Origin of the sequence: Pseudomonas sp. St386 (assembly GCF_018325865.1) — a bacterium.
Lineage (GTDB): Bacteria > Pseudomonadota > Gammaproteobacteria > Pseudomonadales > Pseudomonadaceae > Aquipseudomonas > Aquipseudomonas brassicacearum.
In genome coordinates, this window is record NZ_AP021900.1 from 2087141 (window position 1) to 2109579 (window position 22439).

At 62.4% G+C, this 22439-nt stretch carries 14 protein-coding genes; 7 read left to right on the plus strand and 7 right to left on the minus strand.

Annotation, left to right across the window (positions count from 1 at the left end; all coding sequences use genetic code 11):
* Positions 1-121 precede the first annotated feature (121 nt).
* Positions 122-1141 (plus strand): quinone-dependent dihydroorotate dehydrogenase, encoded by a 1020-nt coding sequence (locus KI235_RS09210; RefSeq protein WP_003199543.1) that lies wholly within the window; start codon positions 122-124, stop codon positions 1139-1141.
* A gap of 289 nt (positions 1142-1430) precedes the next feature.
* Here KI235_RS09210 and KI235_RS09215 read toward each other — a convergent pair whose 3' ends face one another.
* The gene (locus KI235_RS09215) at positions 1431-1646 is read right to left on the minus strand and encodes a ribosome modulation factor (RefSeq protein ID WP_003223300.1); all 216 of its coding nucleotides are present in this window, start codon (positions 1644-1646) and stop codon (positions 1431-1433) included.
* Between the two features lie 530 nt (positions 1647-2176).
* Between KI235_RS09215 and rlmKL the strand changes: the two genes are divergently transcribed.
* A complete protein-coding gene (gene rlmKL / locus KI235_RS09220; RefSeq protein ID WP_003199545.1) occupies positions 2177-4447 on the plus strand; it encodes a bifunctional 23S rRNA (guanine(2069)-N(7))-methyltransferase RlmK/23S rRNA (guanine(2445)-N(2))-methyltransferase RlmL in 2271 nt (756 codons plus the stop codon).
* A gap of 143 nt (positions 4448-4590) precedes the next feature.
* Complete coding sequence (locus KI235_RS09225; protein ID WP_003199548.1) at positions 4591-6975, plus strand: GGDEF domain-containing protein; 2385 nt, start codon at positions 4591-4593, stop codon at positions 6973-6975.
* Between the two features lie 233 nt (positions 6976-7208).
* On the opposite strand, the gene dacB is transcribed toward KI235_RS09225, so the two are convergent.
* Positions 7209-8675 (minus strand): D-alanyl-D-alanine carboxypeptidase/D-alanyl-D-alanine-endopeptidase, encoded by a 1467-nt coding sequence (gene dacB, locus KI235_RS09230; protein WP_003199550.1) that lies wholly within the window; start codon positions 8673-8675, stop codon positions 7209-7211.
* A 231-nt stretch (positions 8676-8906) separates the two neighbouring features.
* Between dacB and KI235_RS09235 the strand changes: the two genes are divergently transcribed.
* On the plus strand, positions 8907-9251 hold the full coding sequence (locus tag KI235_RS09235; RefSeq protein WP_003199553.1) for a YggL family protein: 345 nt from the start codon (positions 8907-8909) through the stop codon (positions 9249-9251).
* 158 nt (positions 9252-9409) lie between these two features.
* Here KI235_RS09235 and KI235_RS09240 read toward each other — a convergent pair whose 3' ends face one another.
* Positions 9410-10600 carry a benzoate/H(+) symporter BenE family transporter gene (locus tag KI235_RS09240; protein WP_003199555.1) on the minus strand — a complete coding sequence of 397 codons (1191 nt, stop codon included), beginning with the start codon at positions 10598-10600 and terminating at the stop codon, positions 9410-9412.
* A 244-nt stretch (positions 10601-10844) separates the two neighbouring features.
* Between KI235_RS09240 and KI235_RS09245 the strand changes: the two genes are divergently transcribed.
* The gene (locus tag KI235_RS09245) at positions 10845-11609 is read left to right on the plus strand and encodes a GntR family transcriptional regulator (RefSeq protein WP_003183531.1); all 765 of its coding nucleotides are present in this window, start codon (positions 10845-10847) and stop codon (positions 11607-11609) included.
* A 126-nt stretch (positions 11610-11735) separates the two neighbouring features.
* On the opposite strand, the gene guaD is transcribed toward KI235_RS09245, so the two are convergent.
* From guaD to xdhA, 4 genes are all read right to left on the minus strand, one after another.
* Entirely contained in the window at positions 11736-13040 is a 1305-nt protein-coding gene (gene guaD, locus KI235_RS09250; RefSeq protein ID WP_003199558.1) for a guanine deaminase, read from the minus strand.
* A gap of 19 nt (positions 13041-13059) precedes the next feature.
* Positions 13060-13902, minus strand: coding sequence for a xanthine dehydrogenase accessory protein XdhC (gene xdhC, locus KI235_RS09255; protein WP_003199560.1), 843 nt, complete (start codon positions 13900-13902; stop codon positions 13060-13062).
* A 123-nt stretch (positions 13903-14025) separates the two neighbouring features.
* Positions 14026-16425, minus strand: a complete 2400-nt coding sequence (xdhB, locus tag KI235_RS09260) for a xanthine dehydrogenase molybdopterin binding subunit (RefSeq protein ID WP_003199562.1) — start codon at positions 16423-16425, stop codon at positions 14026-14028.
* Positions 16418-17872: a xanthine dehydrogenase small subunit gene (gene xdhA, locus KI235_RS09265; RefSeq protein WP_100263715.1), complete on the minus strand. Its 1455-nt coding sequence runs from the start codon at positions 17870-17872 to the stop codon at positions 16418-16420. The genes xdhB and xdhA overlap by 8 nt, the downstream gene beginning before the upstream one ends.
* A 382-nt stretch (positions 17873-18254) precedes the next feature.
* On the opposite strand from xdhA, the gene KI235_RS09270 reads away from it, so the two are divergent.
* Together KI235_RS09270 and smc are read left to right on the plus strand one after the other, a co-directional pair.
* Positions 18255-18914, plus strand: a complete 660-nt coding sequence (locus KI235_RS09270; RefSeq protein ID WP_003199566.1) for a GntR family transcriptional regulator — start codon at positions 18255-18257, stop codon at positions 18912-18914.
* Between the two features lie 2 nt (positions 18915-18916).
* The gene (smc, locus tag KI235_RS09275; RefSeq protein ID WP_212795648.1) at positions 18917-22405 is read left to right on the plus strand and encodes a chromosome segregation protein SMC; all 3489 of its coding nucleotides are present in this window, start codon (positions 18917-18919) and stop codon (positions 22403-22405) included.
* Positions 22406-22439 lie beyond the last annotated feature (34 nt).

Below are 22439 nucleotides of genomic sequence, written 5' to 3' on the forward strand. Positions count from 1 at the left end.
TGATGACCAAAAGGGTGCAAGGCATATGCCAGCGCTATCGTTTTGTGCGGGCGCCTCGCTTGAGCCGCCGTTGCCCGGCTATAATCGCCGCCTCATTTCGTCGCCCGAGTCAAAGCCGCCCATGTACACCCTGGCCCGTGAACTGCTGTTCAAACTCTCCCCGGAAACTTCCCACGACCTGTCCCTGGACTTGATCGGCGCGGGCGGACGCCTCGGCCTAAACGGTTTGTTGTGCAAGGCCCCGGCAAAATTGCCGGTGACGGTCATGGGCCTGGAATTCCCCAACCCGGTCGGGTTGGCGGCGGGCCTGGACAAGAATGGCGCGGCCATCGACGGGTTCGCCCAGTTGGGTTTCGGTTTCGTGGAAATCGGCACCGTCACCCCCCGACCGCAGCCGGGCAACCCCAAGCCACGGCTTTTCCGCCTGCCGCAAGCCGAGGCGATCATCAACCGCATGGGGTTCAACAACCTGGGCGTCGATCATCTGTTGGCCCGTGTGGCCGCGGCCAAGTACAAGGGCGTGCTGGGCATCAACATCGGCAAGAATTTCGACACGCCGGTGGAGCGCGCCGTCGACGACTACCTGATCTGCCTGGACAAGGTCTACGCCCACGCCAGCTACGTGACCGTCAACGTCAGCTCCCCCAACACCCCGGGGCTGCGCAGCCTGCAGTTCGGTGATTCGCTCAAGCAACTGCTGGCCGACCTGGCCCGGCGGCGCGCAGAACTGGCGTTGATTCACGGCCGGCACGTGCCGCTGGCGATCAAGATCGCCCCGGACATGACCGACGAAGAGACCACCCAGGTGGCCCAGGCCCTGATCGAGACGGGCATGGACGCAGTAATCGCCACCAACACGACCCTGGGTCGCGAAGGTGTCGAAGGGCTGGAACACGGTGACGAGGCGGGCGGCTTGTCTGGCGCGCCAGTACGTGACAAGAGCACCCACACCGTGAAGGTGCTGGCCGCTGAATTGGCGGGGCGCTTGCCGATCATCGCCGCGGGCGGGATTACCGAAGGCCGCCACGCCGCCGAGAAGATCACCGCCGGGGCGAGCCTGGTGCAGATTTATTCGGGCTTTATCTATAAGGGGCCGGCGTTGATTCGTGAGTCGGTGGATGCCATTGCGGCGTTGGGTTGATTCAGGAACGGTCGGCATCTATTGATGCGAGCAAGTTGTGGGAGCAAAGCTTGCTCGCGATGCAGGCGCCTCGGTTCCAGGTGGACCGCGTCGTCTTCATCGCGGGCAAGCCTTGCTCCCACAGCGTGTCGCCACAACAGTGTTTGCAGCTCAACCTCTTGAAACCCAGGCATTAAAAAGGGCTCCTCGAAGGAGCCCCCTGGGCCGTAGCCCGCCGTCCGGATGGGACGTGCGTGGTTAAATCGATATGAGTGTCAAATTGTCGAGTTCTTGAGTATTAAGCCCTGTGTCAGCCGACGGCGTGAAGTTCGTTGAGTCTATGGATACCCGCAGTGCCGGTCATACCGTCCCAGTTGTCGCCGCGTCCTTCTCGCCAGCCATTGATCCAGGCTTGACGTACCGACGGTAGAGTAAAGGGGCAAAGCTCACGGGATTTACCACCAACGCCATATTGGTAACCACGTAAAAATGCTCTTTCCAACGGATCACGCTTAAGTCTTCTCATAGGGTGTTGCCCTCACTTGTTGACTGTTACTTAGCGTCGACCTCTATCGAGGCCGGGGCAGAATCATTCTGCCGTTGGTGGCTCGTTGCCGGCGTGACGAGCCGAGGTGTTGACGCCGTTGCGACGTCAACCTGTGTTGAGTTCTAACCAAAGCGTCACATGGATGGAATGATCGTTTTGTCATAAGCACGTAACAATAAAGATGTTAGGGCGATAAGTAACTTGATGTTCGTTGACCGCTTTTGAGCAAGACCCCTGTATGATCGGCCCTGCGCCGAAAGGGGTAGGTCTGGCTCGGATGAGAATGTCCTCCCGTTGCACTCGGGTACTATTCGACGAAAGGGTCGAGTTTTCACAATTTGTTGCACAGAATTTTTTTTCTGCCTTCGCATCTAAGCTCTTTTAACTGAGCGGCGAGGGTGGCACGGCACACTTTCGTGCCACGCGGGTGCTCTTGAGAAAAGCACCTGATTGAACCCGGCCCGGCAATGCGTTGCCCGGTCCACTTAGCCAAAGGCTCTGGAAATCCCATGTCCGATCGTTTCGAACTCTTCCTCACTTGCCCCAAGGGCCTCGAAGGCCTGCTCATCGAGGAAGCCGTCGGGCTTGGCCTTGAAGAGGCGCGCGAGCACACCTCGGCCGTGCGCGGCATGGCCGACATGGAAACGGCGTATCGCCTGTGCCTGTGGTCGCGCTTGGCCAACCGCGTGTTGCTGGTACTCAAGCGCTTCCCGATGAAGGACGCCGAAGACCTGTACCACGGCGTGCTGGATGTCGACTGGCAAGACCACATGCTGGCCGATGGCACCCTGGCGGTGGAGTTCAGCGGCCACGGCTCGGGCATCGACAACACCCATTTCGGCGCCTTGAAGGTCAAGGACGCCATCGTCGACAAGCTGCGCACGCCGACGGGCGAGCGGCCGTCCATCGACAAGCTCAACCCGGACCTGCGCATCCACCTGCGCCTGGACCGCGGCGAAGCGATCCTCTCCCTCGACCTCTCCGGCCACAGCCTGCACCAGCGCGGTTATCGCCTGCAGCAGGGCGCCGCGCCGCTGAAGGAAAACCTCGCCGCCGCGATCCTGATCCGTGCCGGTTGGCCACGCATTGCCGCTGAAGGCGGGGCGCTGGCCGACCCGATGTGCGGTGTGGGCACGTTCCTGGTGGAAGCCGGGATGATCGCCGCCGACATGGCGCCGAACCTGCGCCGCCAGCAGTGGGGTTTCACCGCCTGGCTCGGCCATGTGCCGGCGTTGTGGAAGAAACTCCACGAAGAGGCCAGTGAACGCGCCGCCGCCGGCCTGGCCAAGCCACCGTTGTGGATTCGCGGCTACGAAGCCGACCCACGACTGATCCAGCCGGGGCGTAACAACGTCGAACGTGCCGGCCTGAGCGAATGGATCAAGATCTATCAAGGCGAAGTCGCCACCTTCGAGCCGCGTCCGGACCAGAACCAGAAGGGCCTGGTGATCTGCAACCCACCGTACGGCGAGCGCCTGGGCGATGAAGCCAGCCTGCTTTACCTCTACCAGAACCTTGGCGAGCGTCTGCGCCAGGCCTGCCTGAACTGGGAGGCGGCGGTGTTCACCGGCGCGCCGGACCTGGGCAAGCGCATGGGCATTCGCAGTCACAAGCAGTATTCGTTCTGGAACGGCGCCTTGCCGTGCAAATTGCTGCTGATCAAGGTGTTGCCGGACCAGTTCGTCACGGGTGAGCGTCGTACCCCGGAACAGCGTCAGGCCGAGCGTGAACAGGCCGTCTACGATCAGGCCCCGGAAGTACCGCAGGAGCGCCAGTACAACAAGAACGGCAACCCGATCAAGCCAGCACCGGCGCCGGCCCCTGTGGTCGAGCAGGCGCGGTTGAGCGAAGGCGGGCAGATGTTCGCCAATCGCCTGCAAAAAAACCTCAAGCTGCTGAGTAAATGGGCCAAGCGTGAAGGCGTTGACTGTTATCGGGTCTACGATGCCGACATGCCGGAATATTCCATGGCCATCGACCTGTACCACGACTGGGTGCACGTCCAGGAATACGTCGCGCCGAAGTCCATCGACCCGGAAAAAGCCTCGGCCCGGCTGTTCGACGCCCTGGCGGCGATTCCCCAGGCGCTGAACGTGGACAAGAGCCGCGTGGTGATCAAGCGTCGCGAGCGCCAGAGCGGCACCAAGCAGTACGAGCGCCAGAGCGCCCAGGGCAAGTTCACCGAGGTCAACGAAGGTGGCGTGAAGCTGCTGGTCAACCTCACCGACTACCTGGACACCGGGCTGTTTCTCGACCATCGGCCGATGCGCCTGCGGATCCAGAAAGAGGCGGCCGGCAAGCGTTTCCTCAACCTGTTCTGCTACACCGCGACCGCCAGCGTCCACGCCGCCAAGGGTGGCGCGCGCAGTACCACCAGCGTCGACCTGTCCAAGACCTACCTGGACTGGGCGCGGCGCAACCTGTCGCTCAATGGTTTTTCCGACAAGAACCGCCTGGAGCAGGGCGATGTGATGGCCTGGCTTGAAGCCAGCCGTGACGAATACGACCTGATCTTCATCGACCCGCCGACTTTCTCCAACTCCAAGCGCATGGAAGGCGTGTTCGACGTGCAGCGCGACCATGTGCAGTTGCTGGACCTGGCCATGGCGCGCCTGGCGCCGGGCGGCGTGCTGTATTTCTCCAACAACTTCCGCAAGTTCCAGCTCGAGGACAACCTCGGCGAGCGTTATGCGGTGGAAGAAATCACCGCCAAGACCATTGATCCGGATTTTGCCCGCAACGGCAAGATCCACCGCGCCTGGAAGATCATGGCACGTTGATTTGCAGTTGATTGGATCCACGAAGCCTTGTAATACAAGGCTTCTGGCCTATTTTAAGGGCTGGTCAAAGTGATGGCGAATAGCTATAACTTAGGCTGTGTCCAGGGCTATGCCTATGCCTGGCTCCTTTCTGAGTTGTATTTATGGCATTGCATCAGGTGCGTCCCAGGATCCTGGGCTTTATCAGCGAAGACGTTTCGGCCTGGCTGGTGGCTTCGCTGGTCCTGCTGGCCGGTACGGTCCTGACCGGCTTGCTGACCTGGGCGATGATGAACCTGTTCAATCAGCAATTGCGCCAGCGCTTCGAGCTGCAAGCCGAGGAGCGTTTCAGCCGCATCGAAGAACACTTCCAGGACCAGGAGCAACGCCTCGACAGCCTCAGGCGTTTCTTTGCCAACTCCGAAGGGGTCTCCAACACTGAATTCCGTGGTTACGCCGACGCGCTATTGCGGCGTACTCGCGCCTTCGCCTGGGCGCCCAGGGTGCTGCGCGACGAACGGCAATCGTTCGAACAACACGCGCAGGCCGAAGGGGCCACTCAATTCACGATCCGCGAGGCAGACGGCGACGGTGGCTTGCGGCAGGCCTCCGAACGGGACGAATACGCTCCAATGCTCTACATCCAGAGCCAGGCTTCCTACGGGGCGCCGCTAGGCCTGGACCTGCTTTCCGAACCCTTGCCTCGTGCCGCCCTCGAGCGGGCCCGCCAGCGTGACGGGCTGGTGGCCTCGCAGCCATTGGACCTGATGGGTACCGACCCGGTGTTTGCCCGCGGTGTGTTGCTGGTCGCGCCCGTCACCCGGGAATCGGCCAGCGAACCGTTGGGGTACGTGGTGGCGGCTATCAGCATGCGGCAACTGGCGGGTGATGGGCTGCCAGCGTCCAGTCACGACAATCTGTCGATGCGTGTCATGGACCTGTCTGGCGAAAACGCGGAAGAGGCGTTGTTCGAATCCCACAACCCGCCAGGTCGTAGTGATTTGTCGTCGACCCGCCTGCTGCGTCTGGCTGATCGCGACTACCGGGTGGAATTGCGGCCCAGCCGGGTGTTCCTGGCCACCAATCATTCTTCGGTCACCAGCATGGTGATACTCGGCGGTTTGCTCAGCCTGCTGCTCAGTGCCTTGCTCTATGTGCTGGTCAGCCAGCGGCAGCGGGCCTTGAAACTGGTAGAGCAACGCACCCGTGAACTGCGCGCCCGGGAGCAGGAGCTGCGCGGTACCCACGGCCAGTTGCGCGGTGTACTGGATGCCGCAACCCAAGTCGCGATCATCGCCACTGACCTGCGCGGCGTCATCACCACCTTCAACGCCGGCGCCGAACAGATGCTCGGCTACCCGAGCTGCGAGGTCCTGCAGAGCATGACCCTGGAAAGCCTGCATGTACCGCGCGAACTCCAAGCCCGCGCCGCCCAACTCGGCGCGCGTTTTGGCAAGCCGATCCCGGCGTGCCACGCGATGCTGCTCGAAGGCGGCGAGCAGGGCGGGCAACAGGCGCGGGAGTGGACCCTGGTGCGCCGCGATGGGAGTCACCTGACCGTGAACATGCTCGCCACACCGATGCTCGATGACCAGGGGTTGTGGATCGGGCACCTGGCGATCTGCATCGACATCACTGAACGCAAGCGCGTCTACGAAGCATTGGCTGCCCGTGACCTGTTGCTGAAAAAGCTCAGTGCCCACGTACCCGGGGGGATCTACCAATTCAGAATGGATTTCAACGGTCGCTTCAGCGTCATCTATGCCAGTGACGGCATTCGCGACATCTATGAATTGGAACCCGATGTGCTGGTGCAGAACGCCGAGGCGATTTTCTCGCGCATTCACCCGTTGGACAGCACGCGCGTCCGCGCTTCGATTCGCGCTTCGGCCCACACCTTGAGCCCGTGGCGGGAAGAGTACCGGGTGCAACTGCCTTTGCGCGGCCTGCGCTGGGTACGCGGCGAGGCCACGCCCGAGGAACTGCCCGGCGGCGGGGTGTTGTGGCACGGCTATATCTCGGATATTTCCGACCTCAAGCGCGTAGAAGAAGAGCTGCGGGCCCTGTCCGTGACCGACGCCCTGACCGGCATTCGCAACCGTCGCTATTTCCAGGACCGCCTGACTTCGGAGATGGCTCGGGTCGAGCGCGGTTCCGGAGGGCTGGCGGTCATCATGCTCGACATCGACCACTTCAAGCGCATCAACGACCAGCATGGCCACGCAGTGGGCGACCGGGTGTTGCAGGCCGTCTGTCAGCGCGTCGGCCAACGGTTGCGGCGCACCGATGTGTTCTGCCGGCTGGGCGGAGAAGAGTTCGTGGTGCTGTGCCCGGACACAGACAGCGAGAGTGCCTACACCTTGGCATTGGAGCTGTGGGAAGGCTTGCGGGCGGCGCCCATCGAGGGTGTGGGGTTTGTCACCGCCAGCTTCGGTATCGCCACCTGGCGCATCGGGGAGGGTGCCGATGCGTTGCTGCTAAGGGCTGACTCGGGCGTGTATGCGGCCAAGCAGGCCGGACGGGATCGGGTTGAGGTGCAGTTGGGCTAGCCACATATCATCGCGATATCGGTGGTTCAGTTGATGAATAGACTGAATGACATGCCGCTATCGCGAGCAAGCTCGCTCCCACAGTGGGTCGGCTTCGTACACGAGTTTTGTGCCCGCGGCAGATCAAGTGTGGGAGCGAGCTTGCTCGCGAAAGCGGTGTGTCATTCAGCATCGATGTCTGCTGACCTACCGAATCGCGAGCAGGCTCGCTCCCACATTGGGTTTGTGCTGGATTAGAGCGCCGAAGCCGTCTGTGGCAGTTTCGGCTGGCGATACAGGTCCAGCAGCACCTGGTCCAGCACCGATGAAGCGCCCCAAGGCTTCGGATCGTTGAGAATCGCCACCACCGCCCAGGTGTTGCCATTGATGTCACGGCTGAAGCCGGCGATGGCGCGGACGGTGTTCAGGGTACCGGTCTTGACGTGGGCTTCGCCGGCCATGGCGGTGGTCTTCAGGCGTTTGCGCATGGTGCCGTCGGTGCCGGCAATCGGCATCGAACTGATGAACTCGGCCGAGTACGGGCTGCGCCAGGCAGCCTGCAGCATGGCCGCCATTTCCCGGGCGCTGACCCGTTCGGCACGGGACAAGCCGGAACCATTCTCCATCACCAGGTGCGGCGCGGTGATGCCTTTCTTGGCCAACCACTGGCGCACCACCCGTTGCGCGGCCTTGGCGTCATCACCGTCGGCTTCGTTACGGAACTGCGCACCGAGGCTCAGGAACAGTTGCTGGGCCATGGTGTTGTTACTGTATTTGTTGATGTCGCGGATGATCTCCGCCAGGTCCGGGGAGAACGCCCGGGCCAGCACCTTGGCGTTGCTCGGGGTCGCGGCCAGGCGGTCCGTGCCCTGGATGCTGCCGCCCAGCTCTTTCCAGATCGCCCGCACCGCGCCTGCGGTGTAGGTGGCATGGTCCAGCAGCGAAAGATAGGTCTGGGAGCTGCAACCGTCACCGAGCTGGCCGCCGACGGTCACTGTCACGCTGCCGTCCGTCTGGGCCACCGGGTTGTAGCGCACACCGCCGGTGCATTGCTTGGAGTTGACGGCCTTGACCTGGTTGTCGATGCGAATGCTCGCAATCGGCGGCTCCACCGACACCAGCACCCGGCCGCCGTCGTTACGGGCGACGAAGCGCAGGGCCTTGAGGTTGACCAGCAACGAGTCGGGCTTGACCAGGAACGGTTTGTTTTCGTCGTTGCCGTCGTCGTTGAATTCAGGCAGTTGCGGCTGGATGAAGAAGCCTCGGTCCAGTACCAGGTCGCCGGTAACCTGCTGCACGCCGTTGGCCCGCAGGTCGCGCATCAGCAGCCAGAGTTTTTCCATGTTCAGCTTGGGATCGCCGCCGCCCTTGAGATACAGGTTGCCGTTGAGGATCCCGCCGTTGAGGGTGCCGTCGGTGTAGAACTCGGTTTTCCACTGGTGATTGGGGCCGAGCATTTCCAGGGCCGCGTAGGTGGTCACCAGTTTCATGGTGGAAGCGGGGTTAACCGAAACGTCGGCGTTGTGCAGGGTCGGGGTGCCGGGGCCATTGAGCGGCACCATCACGAGGGACAGCGCGTCATCCTGCAGCTTGCTGGCCTTGAGGGCCTTTTGCACGTTGGGCGACAGGGCAGTGTTGATCGTGGCGGCGTGGCTGGTGACAGGGAGGGCCAGGGGAAGAAGAAGGCTGGCCAGAAGCAGTGGACGCAAAGATTTGATCATTTGAAATAAAACCCTACGGGCGAGGGGGAAATAACGAGGACATGAAAATGAACGTCCTCAACGGTCACGAAAGTGTCGGCATTATGCCCCAAGCCGCAGCCGCTTGGGCCGTGCCTGAGCCCTTCGGCTGCTATTTTTTACCGACGGTAGGCCGATACGCCCGATCAGTCGGGCAATCGACGCATCAAACTGGTAAAGTGCCGGCCGTTATTACTTATGAGGATTGTTCCAATGGCGACTAACCGTTCCCAGCGTCTGCGCAAAAAACTGTGCGTGGATGAATTTCAAGAGCTGGGTTTCGAACTGAACCTGGATTTCAAAGAAGATCTGGCCGATGAGGCTATTGACGCTTTCCTCGACGCTTTCCTGAAAGAAGCCATGGAAGCCAACGGCCTGGGCTACGTCGGCGGTGACGACTACGGTCTGGTTTGCCTGCAGAAGCGTGGCTCGGTTTCCGAAGAGCAGCGCGCTGCCGTTGAAGCCTGGCTCAAGGCACGTCCTGAGCTGACCAGCGTTGAAGTCAGCCCACTGATGGACGTCTGGTACCCGGAAAAGCCGATCAATCCGGTCGCTTGATGGTCAGAAACCGGCAGCCCTTTCGGGCGCCGGTTTTTTTGTGCCTGTCTGTTGGGTTGATCGTTCCCACGCTCCGCGTGGGAATGCCTCTAGGGACGCTCCGCGTCCAGTGACGCGGAGCGTCACGGGCTGCATGCCCACGCAGAGCGTGGGAACGATCAGGCGCTACGCCAGTTCAGGATCAGCAAGGTCAACACCCCCGCCACAATCCCCCAGAACGCCGAACCGATGGAGAACAGCGTCAGCCCCGACGCCGTGACCATGAAGGTGATCAACGCCGCTTCCCGCTCCTTCACTTCGCTCATGGCGATGCTCAAGCCATTGATGATCGACCCGAACAGCGCCAAGGCCGCGATGGACAGCACCAGCTCCTTGGGCAGCGCCGCGAACAACGCCGCCAGCGTAGCGCCGAACACCCCGGCAATCCCGTAGAAGATCCCGCACCAGACCGCCGCCGTGTAGCGCTTGTTGCGATCTTCGTGGGCGTGGGGGCCGGTGCAGATGGCCGCGCTGATGGCCGCCAGGTTGATGCCATGGGAGCCGAACGGTGCCAGCAGCAGCGAGGCGATGCCGGTGCTGGTGATCAACGGCGAGGCCGGCACGTTATAACCGTCGGCCCGCAGCACGGCGATGCCGGGCATGTTCTGCGAGGTCATCGCCACTACGAACAGCGGAATGCCGATGCTGATGGTGGCCGCCAGGGAAAAGTGCGGCGTGGTCCAGACCGGCGTCGCGACTTCCAGGGCAAAGCCGCTGAAGTCCAACAGCCCCAGCAGGCCCGACAGCGCCGTACCGATCAACAGTGCCGCCAGTACCGCGTAGCGGGGCGACAGGCGCTTGACGATCAGGTAGGTGAAAAACATCCCCAGCACCAGGCCGGTGCGATGCTGGGTGGCGACGAAGATCTCGCTGCCGATCTTGAACAGGATCCCCGCCAGCAACGCCGCCGCCAGCGAGGCTGGAATACGCTTGACCAGGCGCTCGAAACTGCCGGTCAGGCCGCAGATCGTCACCAATACTGCACAGGTGATATAGGCGCCGATGGCCTCGCCGTAACTCACACCGCCCAGGCTGGTGATCAGCAGCGCCGCGCCGGGTGTCGACCAGGCGATGGTGATGGGCGTGCGATAGCGCAGCGACAACCCGATGGAACACACCGCCATGCCGATGGAAATCGCCCAGATCCACGAAGAAATCTGCCCACTGGTCAGCCCTGCCGCTTGCCCGGCCTGGAACATCAGCACCAGGGAACTGGTGTAGCCGGTCATCATCGCAATGAACCCGGCGACGATGGCTGAAGGCGAGGTATCGGCCAATGGACGAAGTGGTGTGGTCGTGACTTCGGTCATGGTGGGCGGTGGTCCTTGTTGTAGATTGACTGGGCTTGATCGCGCCGCAGGTTTTGGGTTTGAAGCCTAAACTCAACGCAGTAGCCGATTGCAATACAGCCATGCCCGCAAACAGCCGTACAGTCGTGTTGCCATCAGAGGTTGTGTACAATCGAGCTGTTTTTTACGCGATACTTGCCAGCGACCCGCTGTGCCGTATTACAGTCACGGTCAATTCGCCGCAGTTCTCCCGACTCGAGTGCCCATGAACGAACAGTTGCAGCCCCTCAAGAAACAACCGCGAGCCGGTAAAGCCGGCCGCAGCGGAACCCAGGACGATATTGTCTATGCGCATATCTTCGAGGCCATCCTCGAACAACGCCTGGCGCCCGGTACAAAGTTGAGCGAAGAGGCACTGGGGGAGATTTTCGGGGTCAGCCGCACGATCATTCGCCGGGCGCTGTCACGCCTGGCTCACGAAGGCGTGGTGTTGCTGCGGCCCAACCGCGGTGCCGTGGTGGCGAGCCCGAGTGTCGAAGAGGCTCGCCAGGTATTCATGGCCCGGCGCCTGGTGGAAAGGGCGATCACCGAATTGGCGGTGCAGCACGCCACGGCCGAACAATTGGCTGAGCTGCGGCAGATGGTCAGCGATGAGCGCGACAGTTTCTCCCGTGGCGACCGCGGCGCCGGCATCCGTTTGTCGGGCGAGTTCCACCTCAAGCTGGCCGAAGCGGCGAAGAACGCCCCGCTGATCAGCTTCCAGCGCAGCCTGGTGTCCCAGACGTCGCTGATCATCGCCCAGTACGAAAGCGGCAACCGTTCCCACTGTTCCTATGACGAACACACCCAGCTGATCGACGCCATCGAGGCTCGCGATGCGACGCTGGCAGTGGACCTGATGATGCATCACATGGACCACATCGACAGCAAGCTCAACCTCGACGAGGAAAGTGCGTCGGATGACTTGCATGCGGTGTTCTCGCACCTGCTGCAGAGCAAGAAGCCTGGGCGGTCGACCGCTAAGCTCTAACCCCCCGACCCTGATCGTTCCCATGCTCTGCGTGGGAACGCAGCCCGGGACGCTCCGCGTCCCAAAAGCCGAACGCAGAGCGTCCGTTGAGGCATTTCCACGCAGAGCGTGGGAACGATCAAAAATCTACCGCTGATGCACCAATTTACCGGCCGCATAAGTCTGCGCCACCGTCCGGTCATCCCCCAGCGTCATCAACACGAACAACCGCTCGGCAATGTCCTTGGCCTGCTTGAGGCGATAGCCCAGCAGCGGCGTGGCGTTGTAGTCCAGCACCAGGAAATCCGCATCGGTACCCGGTTGCAACGTCCCGATCTTGTCCTCCAGGCGCAGGGCCCGGGCGCCGCCGAGGGTGGCCAGGTACAGCGACTTGAACGGGCTCAGCCGCGCGCCCTGCAACTGCATCACCTTGTAGGCTTCGTTCAGGGTTTGCAGCAGCGAAAAACTGGTGCCGCCACCCACGTCGGTGCCCAACCCCACGTTCACTTTATGCTTCTGCGCCATCGGCAGGTTGAACAGGCCGCTGCCGAGGAAAAAGTTCGAGGTCGGGCAGAAGGCTATGGCCGAACCGGTCTCGGCCAGGCGAGCGCATTCGTCGTCACATAAGTGCACGCCGTGGGCGAACACCGAACGTTCGCCGAGCAGTTGGTAGTGGTCGTAGACGTCCAGGTAGCCCTTGCGCTCCGGGAACAGCTCTTTGACCCATTGCACCTCCTGCAGGTTTTCACTGATGTGGGTCTGCATGTACAAGTCTGGGTATTCCCCCAGCAACTGACCGGCCAAGGCCAGTTGTTCCGGAGTGCTGGTGGGGGCGAAGCGCGGGGTCACGGCGTAGTGCAGGCGGCCCTTGCCGTGCCAGCGCTCGATCAGCGCCTTGCTCTCGGTGTAGCTGGATTCGGCGGTGTCGACCAGGTAGTCCGGGGCGTTGCGGTCCATCATCACTTTGCCGGCGATCATCCGCAGGTCGAGCTTCTGGGCCACTTCAAAAAACGAATTCACCGATTGCGGGTGCACGCTGCCGAACACCAGTGCGGTGGTGGTGCCGTTGCGCAGCAGTTCCTTGACGAAAATATCGGCCACGGCATCGGCGTGGGCCTTGTCGGCGAACTGGCTTTCGCAGGGGAAGGTGTAGGTGTTGAGCCAGTCCAGCAATTGCTCGCCATAGGCGCCAACCATGCCAGTCTGGGGCAGGTGGATGTGGGTGTCGATCAGGCCGGGGGTGATCAGCGCGTCCGGGTAATGAGTGATTTCGATGTCAGTTGCCAGGGTCGGCAGCAGGTCATGGGCGTGGCCGATGGCACTGATCTGGCCGTTTTCCACCACCAGCAAACCGTCTGCGAAATATTCATAGGACGCCTCGATACCGACTTCGGCCGGGTCGGCGAGGCTGTGGAGCAGGGCGGCGCGGTAGGCTTTGCGTGTCAGGGGCATGGGAATTCTCAACGAGTGTTCAACGGTTCGCCTGGCTGCGGCGCGAGGCCGGCAGCAGCTTGGCAATCGGTTCGGCGCGGGCGGTGTGCTGGCCGAAGTCGGCGTTATAGGTGGCGATGATTTCGCCGGTGATGGAGATGGCGATTTCCACAGGCAACTTGCCTTTGACTTCGCCGATGCCCATCGGGCAACGCATGCGCTGCAAGGTGCTGCTGTCAAAACCACGATCACGCAGGCGATGCTCGAACTTGACCCGTTTGGTCTTCGAGCCGATCAGGCCGAAGTAGGCAAAGTCGTTGCGCTTGAGGATCGCGGCGCTCAGTTCCAGGTCGAGCTGATGGTTGTGGGTCATGACGATGCAGTAGCTGCCGACGGGCAATTCGTCGACTTCATCCAGTGGCTCCTCGGTGACGATCTTGCGCACGCCATGGGGCAGGTGTTCGGGGAATTCCGCCTCCCGTGAGTCGATCCAGCGCACCTTGCAGGGCAGGCTCGCCAGCAGCGGCACCAGGGCGCGGCCGACGTGGCCGGCGCCGAACACGGCGATCTGCGCCTGGACCTGGCCCATGGGTTCGAACAACAGCACGGTGACGCCGCCGCAGCACTGGCCCAGGCTCGCACCGAGGCTGAAGCGCTCCAGATGGGTGTTCTGCTGGCCGCTGGCGAGCATGTGCCGGGCGATTTCCATGGCCTTGAATTCCAGATGTCCGCCACCGATGGTGTCGAACGTCTGGCTGGCGCTGATGACCATCTTCGAACCGGCGTTGCGCGGGGTGGAGCCGAGCTCTTCGATGATCGTCACCAGCACGCACGGTTCACCGCGGGTTTGCAGGTCGGCGAGGGCGCTGATCCAGTTGTACATATTCACCTCGACATCTTTGTTGTCTGTTCCGGCCTCATCGCGAGCAAGCTCGCTCCCACAGGGGATTTGTGAACACCGACCCAATGTGGGAGCGAGCTTGCTCGCGATTGGCCGCGCCGCGGTCTAAAGCGAAGCCAACTCGGTTTCAGCTTCCCCAACCTCCACCGCCCTCAACCCGCGCATCTGCTCACACCCCCACAACACCCGTTCCGGTGTTGCCGGGGCGTCGATGTTCGGTTGGTGCCGGTAATCCCCCAGGCTCGCCACGGCGTCCTTGATGGCGCACCACGCGGCGATGCCGAGCATGAACGGCGGCTCGCCCACGGCCTTGGAGTGGAACACCGTGTCTTCGGGGTTCTTGCGGTTTTCCACCAGCTTGACCCGCAGGTCCAGCGGCATGTCGGCCACGGCGGGGATCTTGTAGCTGGCCGGGCCATTGGTCATCAGCTTGCCCTTGTCGTTCCACACCAGTTCTTCCATGGTCAGCCAGCCCATGCCCTGGATGAAACCACCCTCGACCTGGCCGATGTCGATGGCCGGGTTCAGCGAGGCGCCGACGTCGTGGAGGATGTCAGTGCGCAGCATCTTGTACTCGCCGGTGAGGGTGTCGACGATCACCTCGGCACAGGCCGCGCCATAGGCGTAGTAGTAGAACGGCCGGCCACGGGCCTGGCTGCGGTCGTAGTAGATTTTCGGGGTCTTGTAGAAGCCGGTGCTCGACAGCGAAACCTGGGCGAAATACGCCTGCTGCACCAGCGCCTCGAAGGTCAGGATGTGATCGCGCACCCGCACATGGCCGTTGTGGAATTCCACGTCCTCTTCGCTGACCTTGTACTGTCGCGCGGCGAATTCCACCAGGCGCCGCTTGATGGTTTCGGCGGCGTTCTGCGCGGCCTTGCCGTTCAGGTCGGCACCGCTGGAGGCGGCGGTGGGCGAAGTGTTCGGCACCTTGTCGGTGTTGGTCGCGGTGATTTGCACGCGGTCCATTTCCACCTGGAACACCTCGGCCACCACTTGCGCGACCTTGGTGTTCAAACCCTGGCCCATTTCGGTGCCGCCATGGTTCAGGTGGATGCTGCCGTCGGTGTAGACGTGGATCAGCGCCCCGGCTTGGTTGAGGAAACTGGCGGTAAAGGAAATGCCGAATTTGACCGGGGTCAGCGCCAGGCCCTTTTTCAGGATCGGGCTATTGGCGTTGTAGCGACGGATCGCTTCGCGGCGTTCGGCGTACTGGCTGCTTTCTTCAAGCTCGGCGGTCATTTCCTCGAGCATGTTGTGCTCGACGGTCTGGTAGTAGTGGGTGACGTTGCGTTCGGTCTTGCCGTAATAGTTGGCCTTGCGCACGGCCAGCGGATCGAGCCCCAGGTGCCGGGCGATGGCATCCATCACCTCTTCGATGGCGACCATGCCTTGGGGCCCGCCGAAACCGCGGTAAGCGGTGTTCGACGCGGTGTTGGTCTTGCAGCGGTGGCCGTTGATGGTCGCATCGCCCAGGTAGTAGGCGTTGTCGGCATGGAACATCGCCCGGTCGACGATCGAGGCCGACAGGTCCGGCGAGCAACCGCAGTTGCCGGCCAGTTCCAGGGCGATGCCGTGCAGGCGTCCGGTGCTGTCGAAGCCGACGTCGTATTCGATGTAGAAGGGGTGGCGCTTGCCGGTCATCAGCATGTCTTCGACACGGGGCAGGCGCATCTTGGTCGGCTGGCCGGTGAGGTGCGCGATGACGGCGCACAGGCAAGCCGGGCTGGCGGCCTGGGTTTCCTTGCCGCCAAAGCCGCCGCCCATGCGGCGCATGTCCACCACGACTTTGTTCATCGACACGCCCAGCACCTCGGCCACCAGTTTTTGCACTTCAGTGGGGTTCTGGGTCGAGCAGTAGACGAGCATGCCGCCGTCTTCGGTGGGCATCACCGAGGAAATCTGGGTTTCCAGGTAAAAGTGTTCCTGGCCGCCGATGTGCAGCGAGCCCTGGATGCGATGCTCGGCGCTCGCCAGTGCCGTGGCCGAATCGCCGCGCTGGTGGGTGTGGCTGTCGAGCACGAAGTGCCGCTTGCGCAGGGCCTCGACCACGTCCAGCACCGGTTCCAGGTCTTCGTATTCGACGATGGCCGCCATCGCCGCCTTGCGCGCGGTGTCCAGGTCCTTGGCGGCGACGGCCAGCACTGGTTGGCCGACGAACTGCACGTCATCGATGGCCAGCAACGGATCACCCGGCAACAGCGGGCCAATGTCCTTCAGGCCAGGGATGTCTTGGTGGGTAATGGCGATGCGCACGCCTTCGAAGGCGTAGCAGGGCGTGGTATCGATGCGAATGATCCGGGCGTGGGCGCGGTCCGACAGCCGGGCATAGACGTGCAACTGGTTCGGAAACTCCAGGCGATCATCGATGTACTGGGCCTCGCCGGACACATGCTTGGCGGCGCTGTCGTGCTTGACGCTGCGGCCCACGCCGGTGGTCAGGTCGCGGGCGAACAGCTCGGCGAGTTCGGCTTGGGTCTTCTCTACGGTGTGATGGTTAGACATAAGCGGTCACCCGAGTCTCGATGTGCGGCGTTTGCAGTTCGATGAAGTATTTGCGCAACAGGTTGCGGGCGCTGAGCAGGCGGTATTCCTTGCTGGCGCGGAAGTCCGACAGCGGCGTGAAGTCTTCGGCCAGTGCGAGGCAGGCGCGTTCGACGCTGCTGTCGGTCCACGGCGCACCGATCAATACCGCTTCGCAATGCTTGGCGCGTTTGGGCGTCGCGGCCATGCCGCCGAAGGCCACGCGGGCGTCGCGGACCACGCCGTTGTCGATGCGCAGGTTGAACGCCGCGCACACGGCGGAAATGTCGTCGTCCAGGCGCTTGGAGACCTTGTAGGCGCGGAACGCCTGTTCGGCGCTGGCCCGTGGCACGATGATCTTTTCGATGAATTCGCTTTCCTGGCGGGCGGTGACCCGGTAGTCGATGAAATAGTCTTCCAGGGCCAGGGTGCGGCGGGTCTGGCCCTTGCACAGCACGATCTGCGCGCCGAGGGCGATCAGCAGGGGCGGCGAGTCGCCAATCGGTGAGGCGTTGCCGATGTTGCCGCCCAGGGTGCCCTGGTTGCGGATCTGCAGCGAGGCGAAGCGCTGCAGCAATTCGCCAAAGTCCGGGTACTCTGCTTTCAGGGCTTCGTAGCAATCGGAGAGGGCGGCGGCGGCGCCGATTTCCAGGCGATTGTCGAAGCGTTCGATACGCTTGAGTTCGGCGACGTTGCCCACGTAGATCATCACCGGCAGTGTGCGGTGAAATTGCGTGACTTCCAGGGCCAGGTCCGTGCCGCCGGCCAGCAGGCGCGCCTGGGGATAGGCATCGTAGAGATCGGCCAGGTCGGCGACGGTCAGCGGCACCAGGCAGCGTTTGTCGCCACTGTTAAGCTCGCCGGTCTCGGTCGGCGCAATGGCTTTGAGGCGGGCGATGGTTTCGGTTTCGCGGGCATCGAACTGGTCTGGCCGCTGGCCACAGCAGGCCTGCTCGGCAGCGGCCAGGATCGGCCGGTAGCCGGTGCAACGGCAGAGATTGCCGGCCAGGGCTTCGTGGGCTTTATGGGCGTCGGGTTGCTCGCTGTTCTTTTGCAGGGCGAACAGCGACATGACGAAGCCCGGTGTGCAGAAGCCGCATTGCGAGCCGTGGCAATCGACCATCGCCTGCTGGACGCTGTGCAGTTGGCCCTGGTGCTTGAGGTCTTCGACGCTGATCAGTTGCTTGCCGTGCAGGGACGAGACGAAGGTCAGGCACGCGTTGAGGCTGCGATAGCGAATGCGTTCGCGGCCATCGGCGTCCGTTTCCAATTCGCCCACCACCACGGTGCACGCGCCACAATCGCCGCTGGCGCAGCCTTCTTTGGTGCCTGGTTTACCAACGTGTTCGCGTAAATAGTTGAGCACGGTCAGGTTCGGGTCCAGGGCGTGCTCGCTACGGAGTTCCTGGTTGAGTAAAAACTGGATCACGGAAGGCCTCGCAGACTCATTATTGTTGTATCGACGTGGGCTGAATTTATCAGTTCTGACTTTTCGGTCAACGATTTTCTGACTTAAAGGTCAAGAAATTCCACTTGGTCGATGAACAACGATCTATGGACACTGTAGAACCCTGTGGGAGCCGAGCTTGCTCGCGATGACAGCGGTACATTCAGTATGGATGCAAGATGACAGACCGCTATCGCGAGCAAGCTCGCTCCCACAGGTTCTTCCACAGGTTCTGTTTCAGCAGGAAAGCTCAAACTTTTTTTGCTTGAATCGTGCCAAAAACCCGGTACAGGCCCTGCGCCATGACGTATCGAGTGCGCTACACTGCGCCGCTTGTGCAAATCGAAGAGTTTGAAGGACAACCATGACGTTCAAGGCCCCGGACAGCCTCGCCGAGCAAATCGCCCATCACCTCGCCGAACGCATCATTCGCGGCGAAATGAAACCGGGAGAGCGCATCCAGGAGCAGAAGGTCACGCTGGCACTCAACGTCAGCCGCGGCTCGGTCCGCGAGGCCTTGCTGATCCTGGAACGACGCCACTTGATCGCGATCCTGCCGCGCCGTGGCGCCCACGTCACCGAACTCACCGAACACAAGGTGCGCAGCCTCTGCACGCTGATGAGCGAGCTGTACATCCTGCTGGGCAACGCCGTGGCCCATGGCTGGAAAGAGCAGGCCGACATGGCGCCGTTCGTAGCGATCCAGCAGCGTCTCAACGACGCCTACGCGCGCCAGGACATCCGTACCTTCGTCGATGAAAGCTTCAGCGTGATGCGCGCCGCCTATCCCTTTGCCGACAACCCGTACTTGCAGGAAACCGTCGAGAACCTGCAACCGGCCATGAGCCGTGCCTATTTCCTGGCCCTGGACCAGCGCAAGGCGGAAATGAGCGAGTTCCTCGACCTGTTCCAGCGCCTGCTCGCCGCTGTGCTGGCCCGTGATTTACCGCAGATCCGCATCGTGCTCACGGCCTACGCCCAGCGCAGTTGCGACCTGGTGGTCTCTGCCTTGACGAAGGCCTGAACGTGCGGCTCAAGTGCATCAAGCTGGCGGGGTTCAAATCCTTCGTCGACCCGACCACGGTGAACTTCCCCAGTAACATGGCGGCGGTGGTCGGGCCCAATGGTTGCGGCAAGTCGAACATCATCGATGCCGTGCGTTGGGTGATGGGCGAGAGCTCGGCCAAGAACCTGCGCGGCGAGTCGATGACCGACGTCATCTTCAACGGCTCCACCAGCCGCAAGCCGGTGAGCCAGGCCAGCATCGAGCTGGTGTTCGATAACTCCGACGGTACCCTGGTCGGCGAGTACGCGGCGTATGCGGAAATCTCCATTCGTCGCAAAGTGACCCGCGACAGCCAGAACAGCTATTTCCTCAACGGCGCCAAGTGCCGGCGTCGTGACATCACCGATATCTTCCTCGGTACCGGCCTGGGCCCGCGCAGCTACTCGATCATCGAACAGGGCATGATCTCCAAGCTGATCGAGGCCAAGCCCGAAGACCTGCGCAACTTCATTGAAGAAGCCGCCGGTATTTCCAAATACAAGGAGCGGCGGCGCGAGACTGAAAACCGCATTCGTCGCACCCACGAGAACCTCGCGCGCCTGACCGATCTGCGCGAAGAACTCGAACGCCAACTCGAGCGTTTGCACCGTCAGGCCGAGGCCGCGAAGAAGTACCAGGAATACAAGGGTGAGGAGCGCCAGCTCAAGGCCCAGCTGTCGGCCCTGCGCTGGCAAGCGTTGAACGAGCAGGTCGGCCAGCGTGAGGCGATCATCGGCAACCAGGAAGTCAGCTTCGAAGCCCTGGTGGCCGAGCAACGCAACGCCGACGCCGCCATCGAACGCCTGCGTGACGGACACCACGACCTGTCCGAGCGCTTCAATCTGGTGCAGGGGCGCTTCTATTCCGTGGGGGGCGACATCGCCCGGGTCGAGCAGAGCATCCAGCATGGTCAACAACGACTGCGGCAGTTGCAGGATGACTTGAAGGAAGCCGAGCGGGCGCGCCTGGAAACCGAATCGCACCTGGGTCACGACCGCACGCTGCTGCTGACCCTTGGCGAAGAACTGGACCGGCTCACGCCAGAGCAGGAAATCACCAGCGCCGCCGCCGAAGAGGCCGCCGCAGCCCTGGAGGAAGCCGAGCTGACCATGCACGGCTGGCAAGAGCAGTGGGACAGTTTCAACCTGACCTCGGCCGAGCCGCGGCGCCAGGCTGAAGTCCAGCAGTCGCGCATCCAGCAGTTGGAAACCAGCATGGAGCGCCTGGCCGAACGTCAGCGCCGCCTGTCCGAAGAGCGCGCCTTGCTCGCGGCGGATCCGGAGGACGCGGCGATTCTGGATCTGAGCGAGCAACTGGCGGCCAGTGAAGCCACCCTCGAAGACTTGCAGGCCAGCGAAGATGCCCAGGTCGAACGGCTCGAGCAACTGCGCCAGGCCTTGCAACTGGCCTTGCAGAACCAGCAGCAGGGCCAGGGCGAATTGCAGCGACTCAATGGACGCCTGGCCTCGCTGGAAGCCCTGCAGCAAGCCGCGCTGGACCCAGGCACCGGCACCGCCGAATGGCTGCGCGATCAGCATCTGGCCGAGCGTCCGCGACTGGCCGAGGGCCTGAAGGTCGATGCCGGTTGGGAGCTGGCGGTGGAAACCGTGCTGGGTGCCGATCTGCAGGCGGTGCTGGTGGATGACTTTGGCGGCTTCGATTTGTCGGGTTTCACCCAGGGCGATCTGCGCCTGCTCAGTCCGGCTGGTGACGGCGTGCGAATCCCCGGCAGCTTGCTGGACAAGGTCGAGGCCCAGGTTGACCTGTCGCCCTGGCTCGGGCAGGTCAAACCGGTGGATAGCCTTGAGCAGGCCTTGGCCCTGCGTGGGCAATTGGCGGTCGGCGAAAGCCTGATCAGCCGTGACGGGTATTGGGTCGGCCGGCATTTCCTGCGGGTACGCCGGGCCAGCGAAGCCGAGAGCGGCATGCTTGCCCGTGGTCAGGAAATCCAGCGCCTGAGCGAAGAGCGCGAAGAGCGCGAGGCCAGCGTCGAAGCCCTGGAAACCGAATTGCAGAACCAGCGGGCGCAACAGCGTCAGCAGGAGAACGGCCGCGAACACCTGCGGCGGCTATTGCAGGATGAAGCGCGCCAGCAAGGCGAGCTCAAGGCGCAGTTGTCGGCCGGCAAGGCCAAGGTTGAACAGCTGGCGCTGCGCCGCACCCGCCTGGAAGAAGAAATCGCCGAACTGGGCGAGCAGCGGGCGTTGGAGCACGAACAGATCGGCGAGGCGCGCTTGCAACTGCAGGAAGCCCTCGATGCCATGGCGCTGGACACCGAGCAGCGCGAACTGCTGCTGGCCCAGCGCGACAGCCTGCGCGAGCGCCTGGACCGGGTGCGCCAGGAAGCACGCCAGCACAAGGACCATGCCCATCAGTTGGCGGTGCGCCTGGGCTCGCTCAAGGCTCAGCACGATTCCACGCGCCAGGCGTTGGAACGGCTGGAAATGCAGTCCGAACGCCTGACCGAAAAACGCGAGCAGTTGAGCCTCAATCTGGAGGAGGGTGAAGCGCCGCTGGAGGAGCTGCGCCTCAAGCTCGAAGAGTTGCTCGACAAGCGCATGAGCGTCGACGAAGAGCTCAAGACGGCGCAGATCGCCCTGGAGGACGCCGACCGTGAACTGCGCGACGCCGAAAAGCGCCGCAGCCAGGCCGAGCAGCAATCGCAACTGATTCGCGGCCAGATGGAACAGCAGCGCATGGAGTGGCAGGCCCTGACGGTGCGGCGCAAAGCCTTGCAGGACCAGTTGCTGGAAGACGGCTACGACCTCGACGGCGTGCTGGCCACCCTGGTGGCCGGGGCGAACGAGAAGGACGCCGAGGAGGAGCTGGAACGCATTGCCCAGCGCATCCAGCGCCTGGGGGCAATCAACCTGGCGGCCATCGACGAGTACCAGCAGCAGTCCGAGCGCAAGCGCTACCTGGACGCCCAGAACGACGATCTGGTGGAAGCGCTGGAGACCTTGGAAAACGTCATTCGCAAGATCGACAAGGAAACCCGCAACCGCTTCAAGGATACCTTTGATCAGATCAACGGCGGTTTGCAGGCACTTTTCCCAAAAGTTTTCGGTGGCGGCAGCGCTTACTTGGAACTGACGGGCGAAGATTTACTCGATACAGGGGTGACAATCATGGCGCGTCCTCCTGGCAAGAAGAACAGCACCATCCATTTGCTCTCCGGTGGCGAAAAGGCGCTGACCGCGCTGGCCCTGGTCTTTGCCATCTTCAAATTGAACCCGGCGCCGTTCTGCATGCTCGACGAAGTCGACGCACCACTGGACGACGCCAACGTAGGCCGTTATGCACGGCTGGTGAAGGAGATGTCTGAAACGGTGCAGTTCATCTACATCACCCACAACAAGATCGCCATGGAAATGGCCGATCAGTTGATGGGGGTGACCATGCATGAGCCGGGCTGTTCGCGGCTGGTGGCGGTGGATGTGGAGGAGGCCATGGCTATGGTGGATGCCTGAAGAACGGTTTGTAGGGCTTCTACTTGGAACGCTG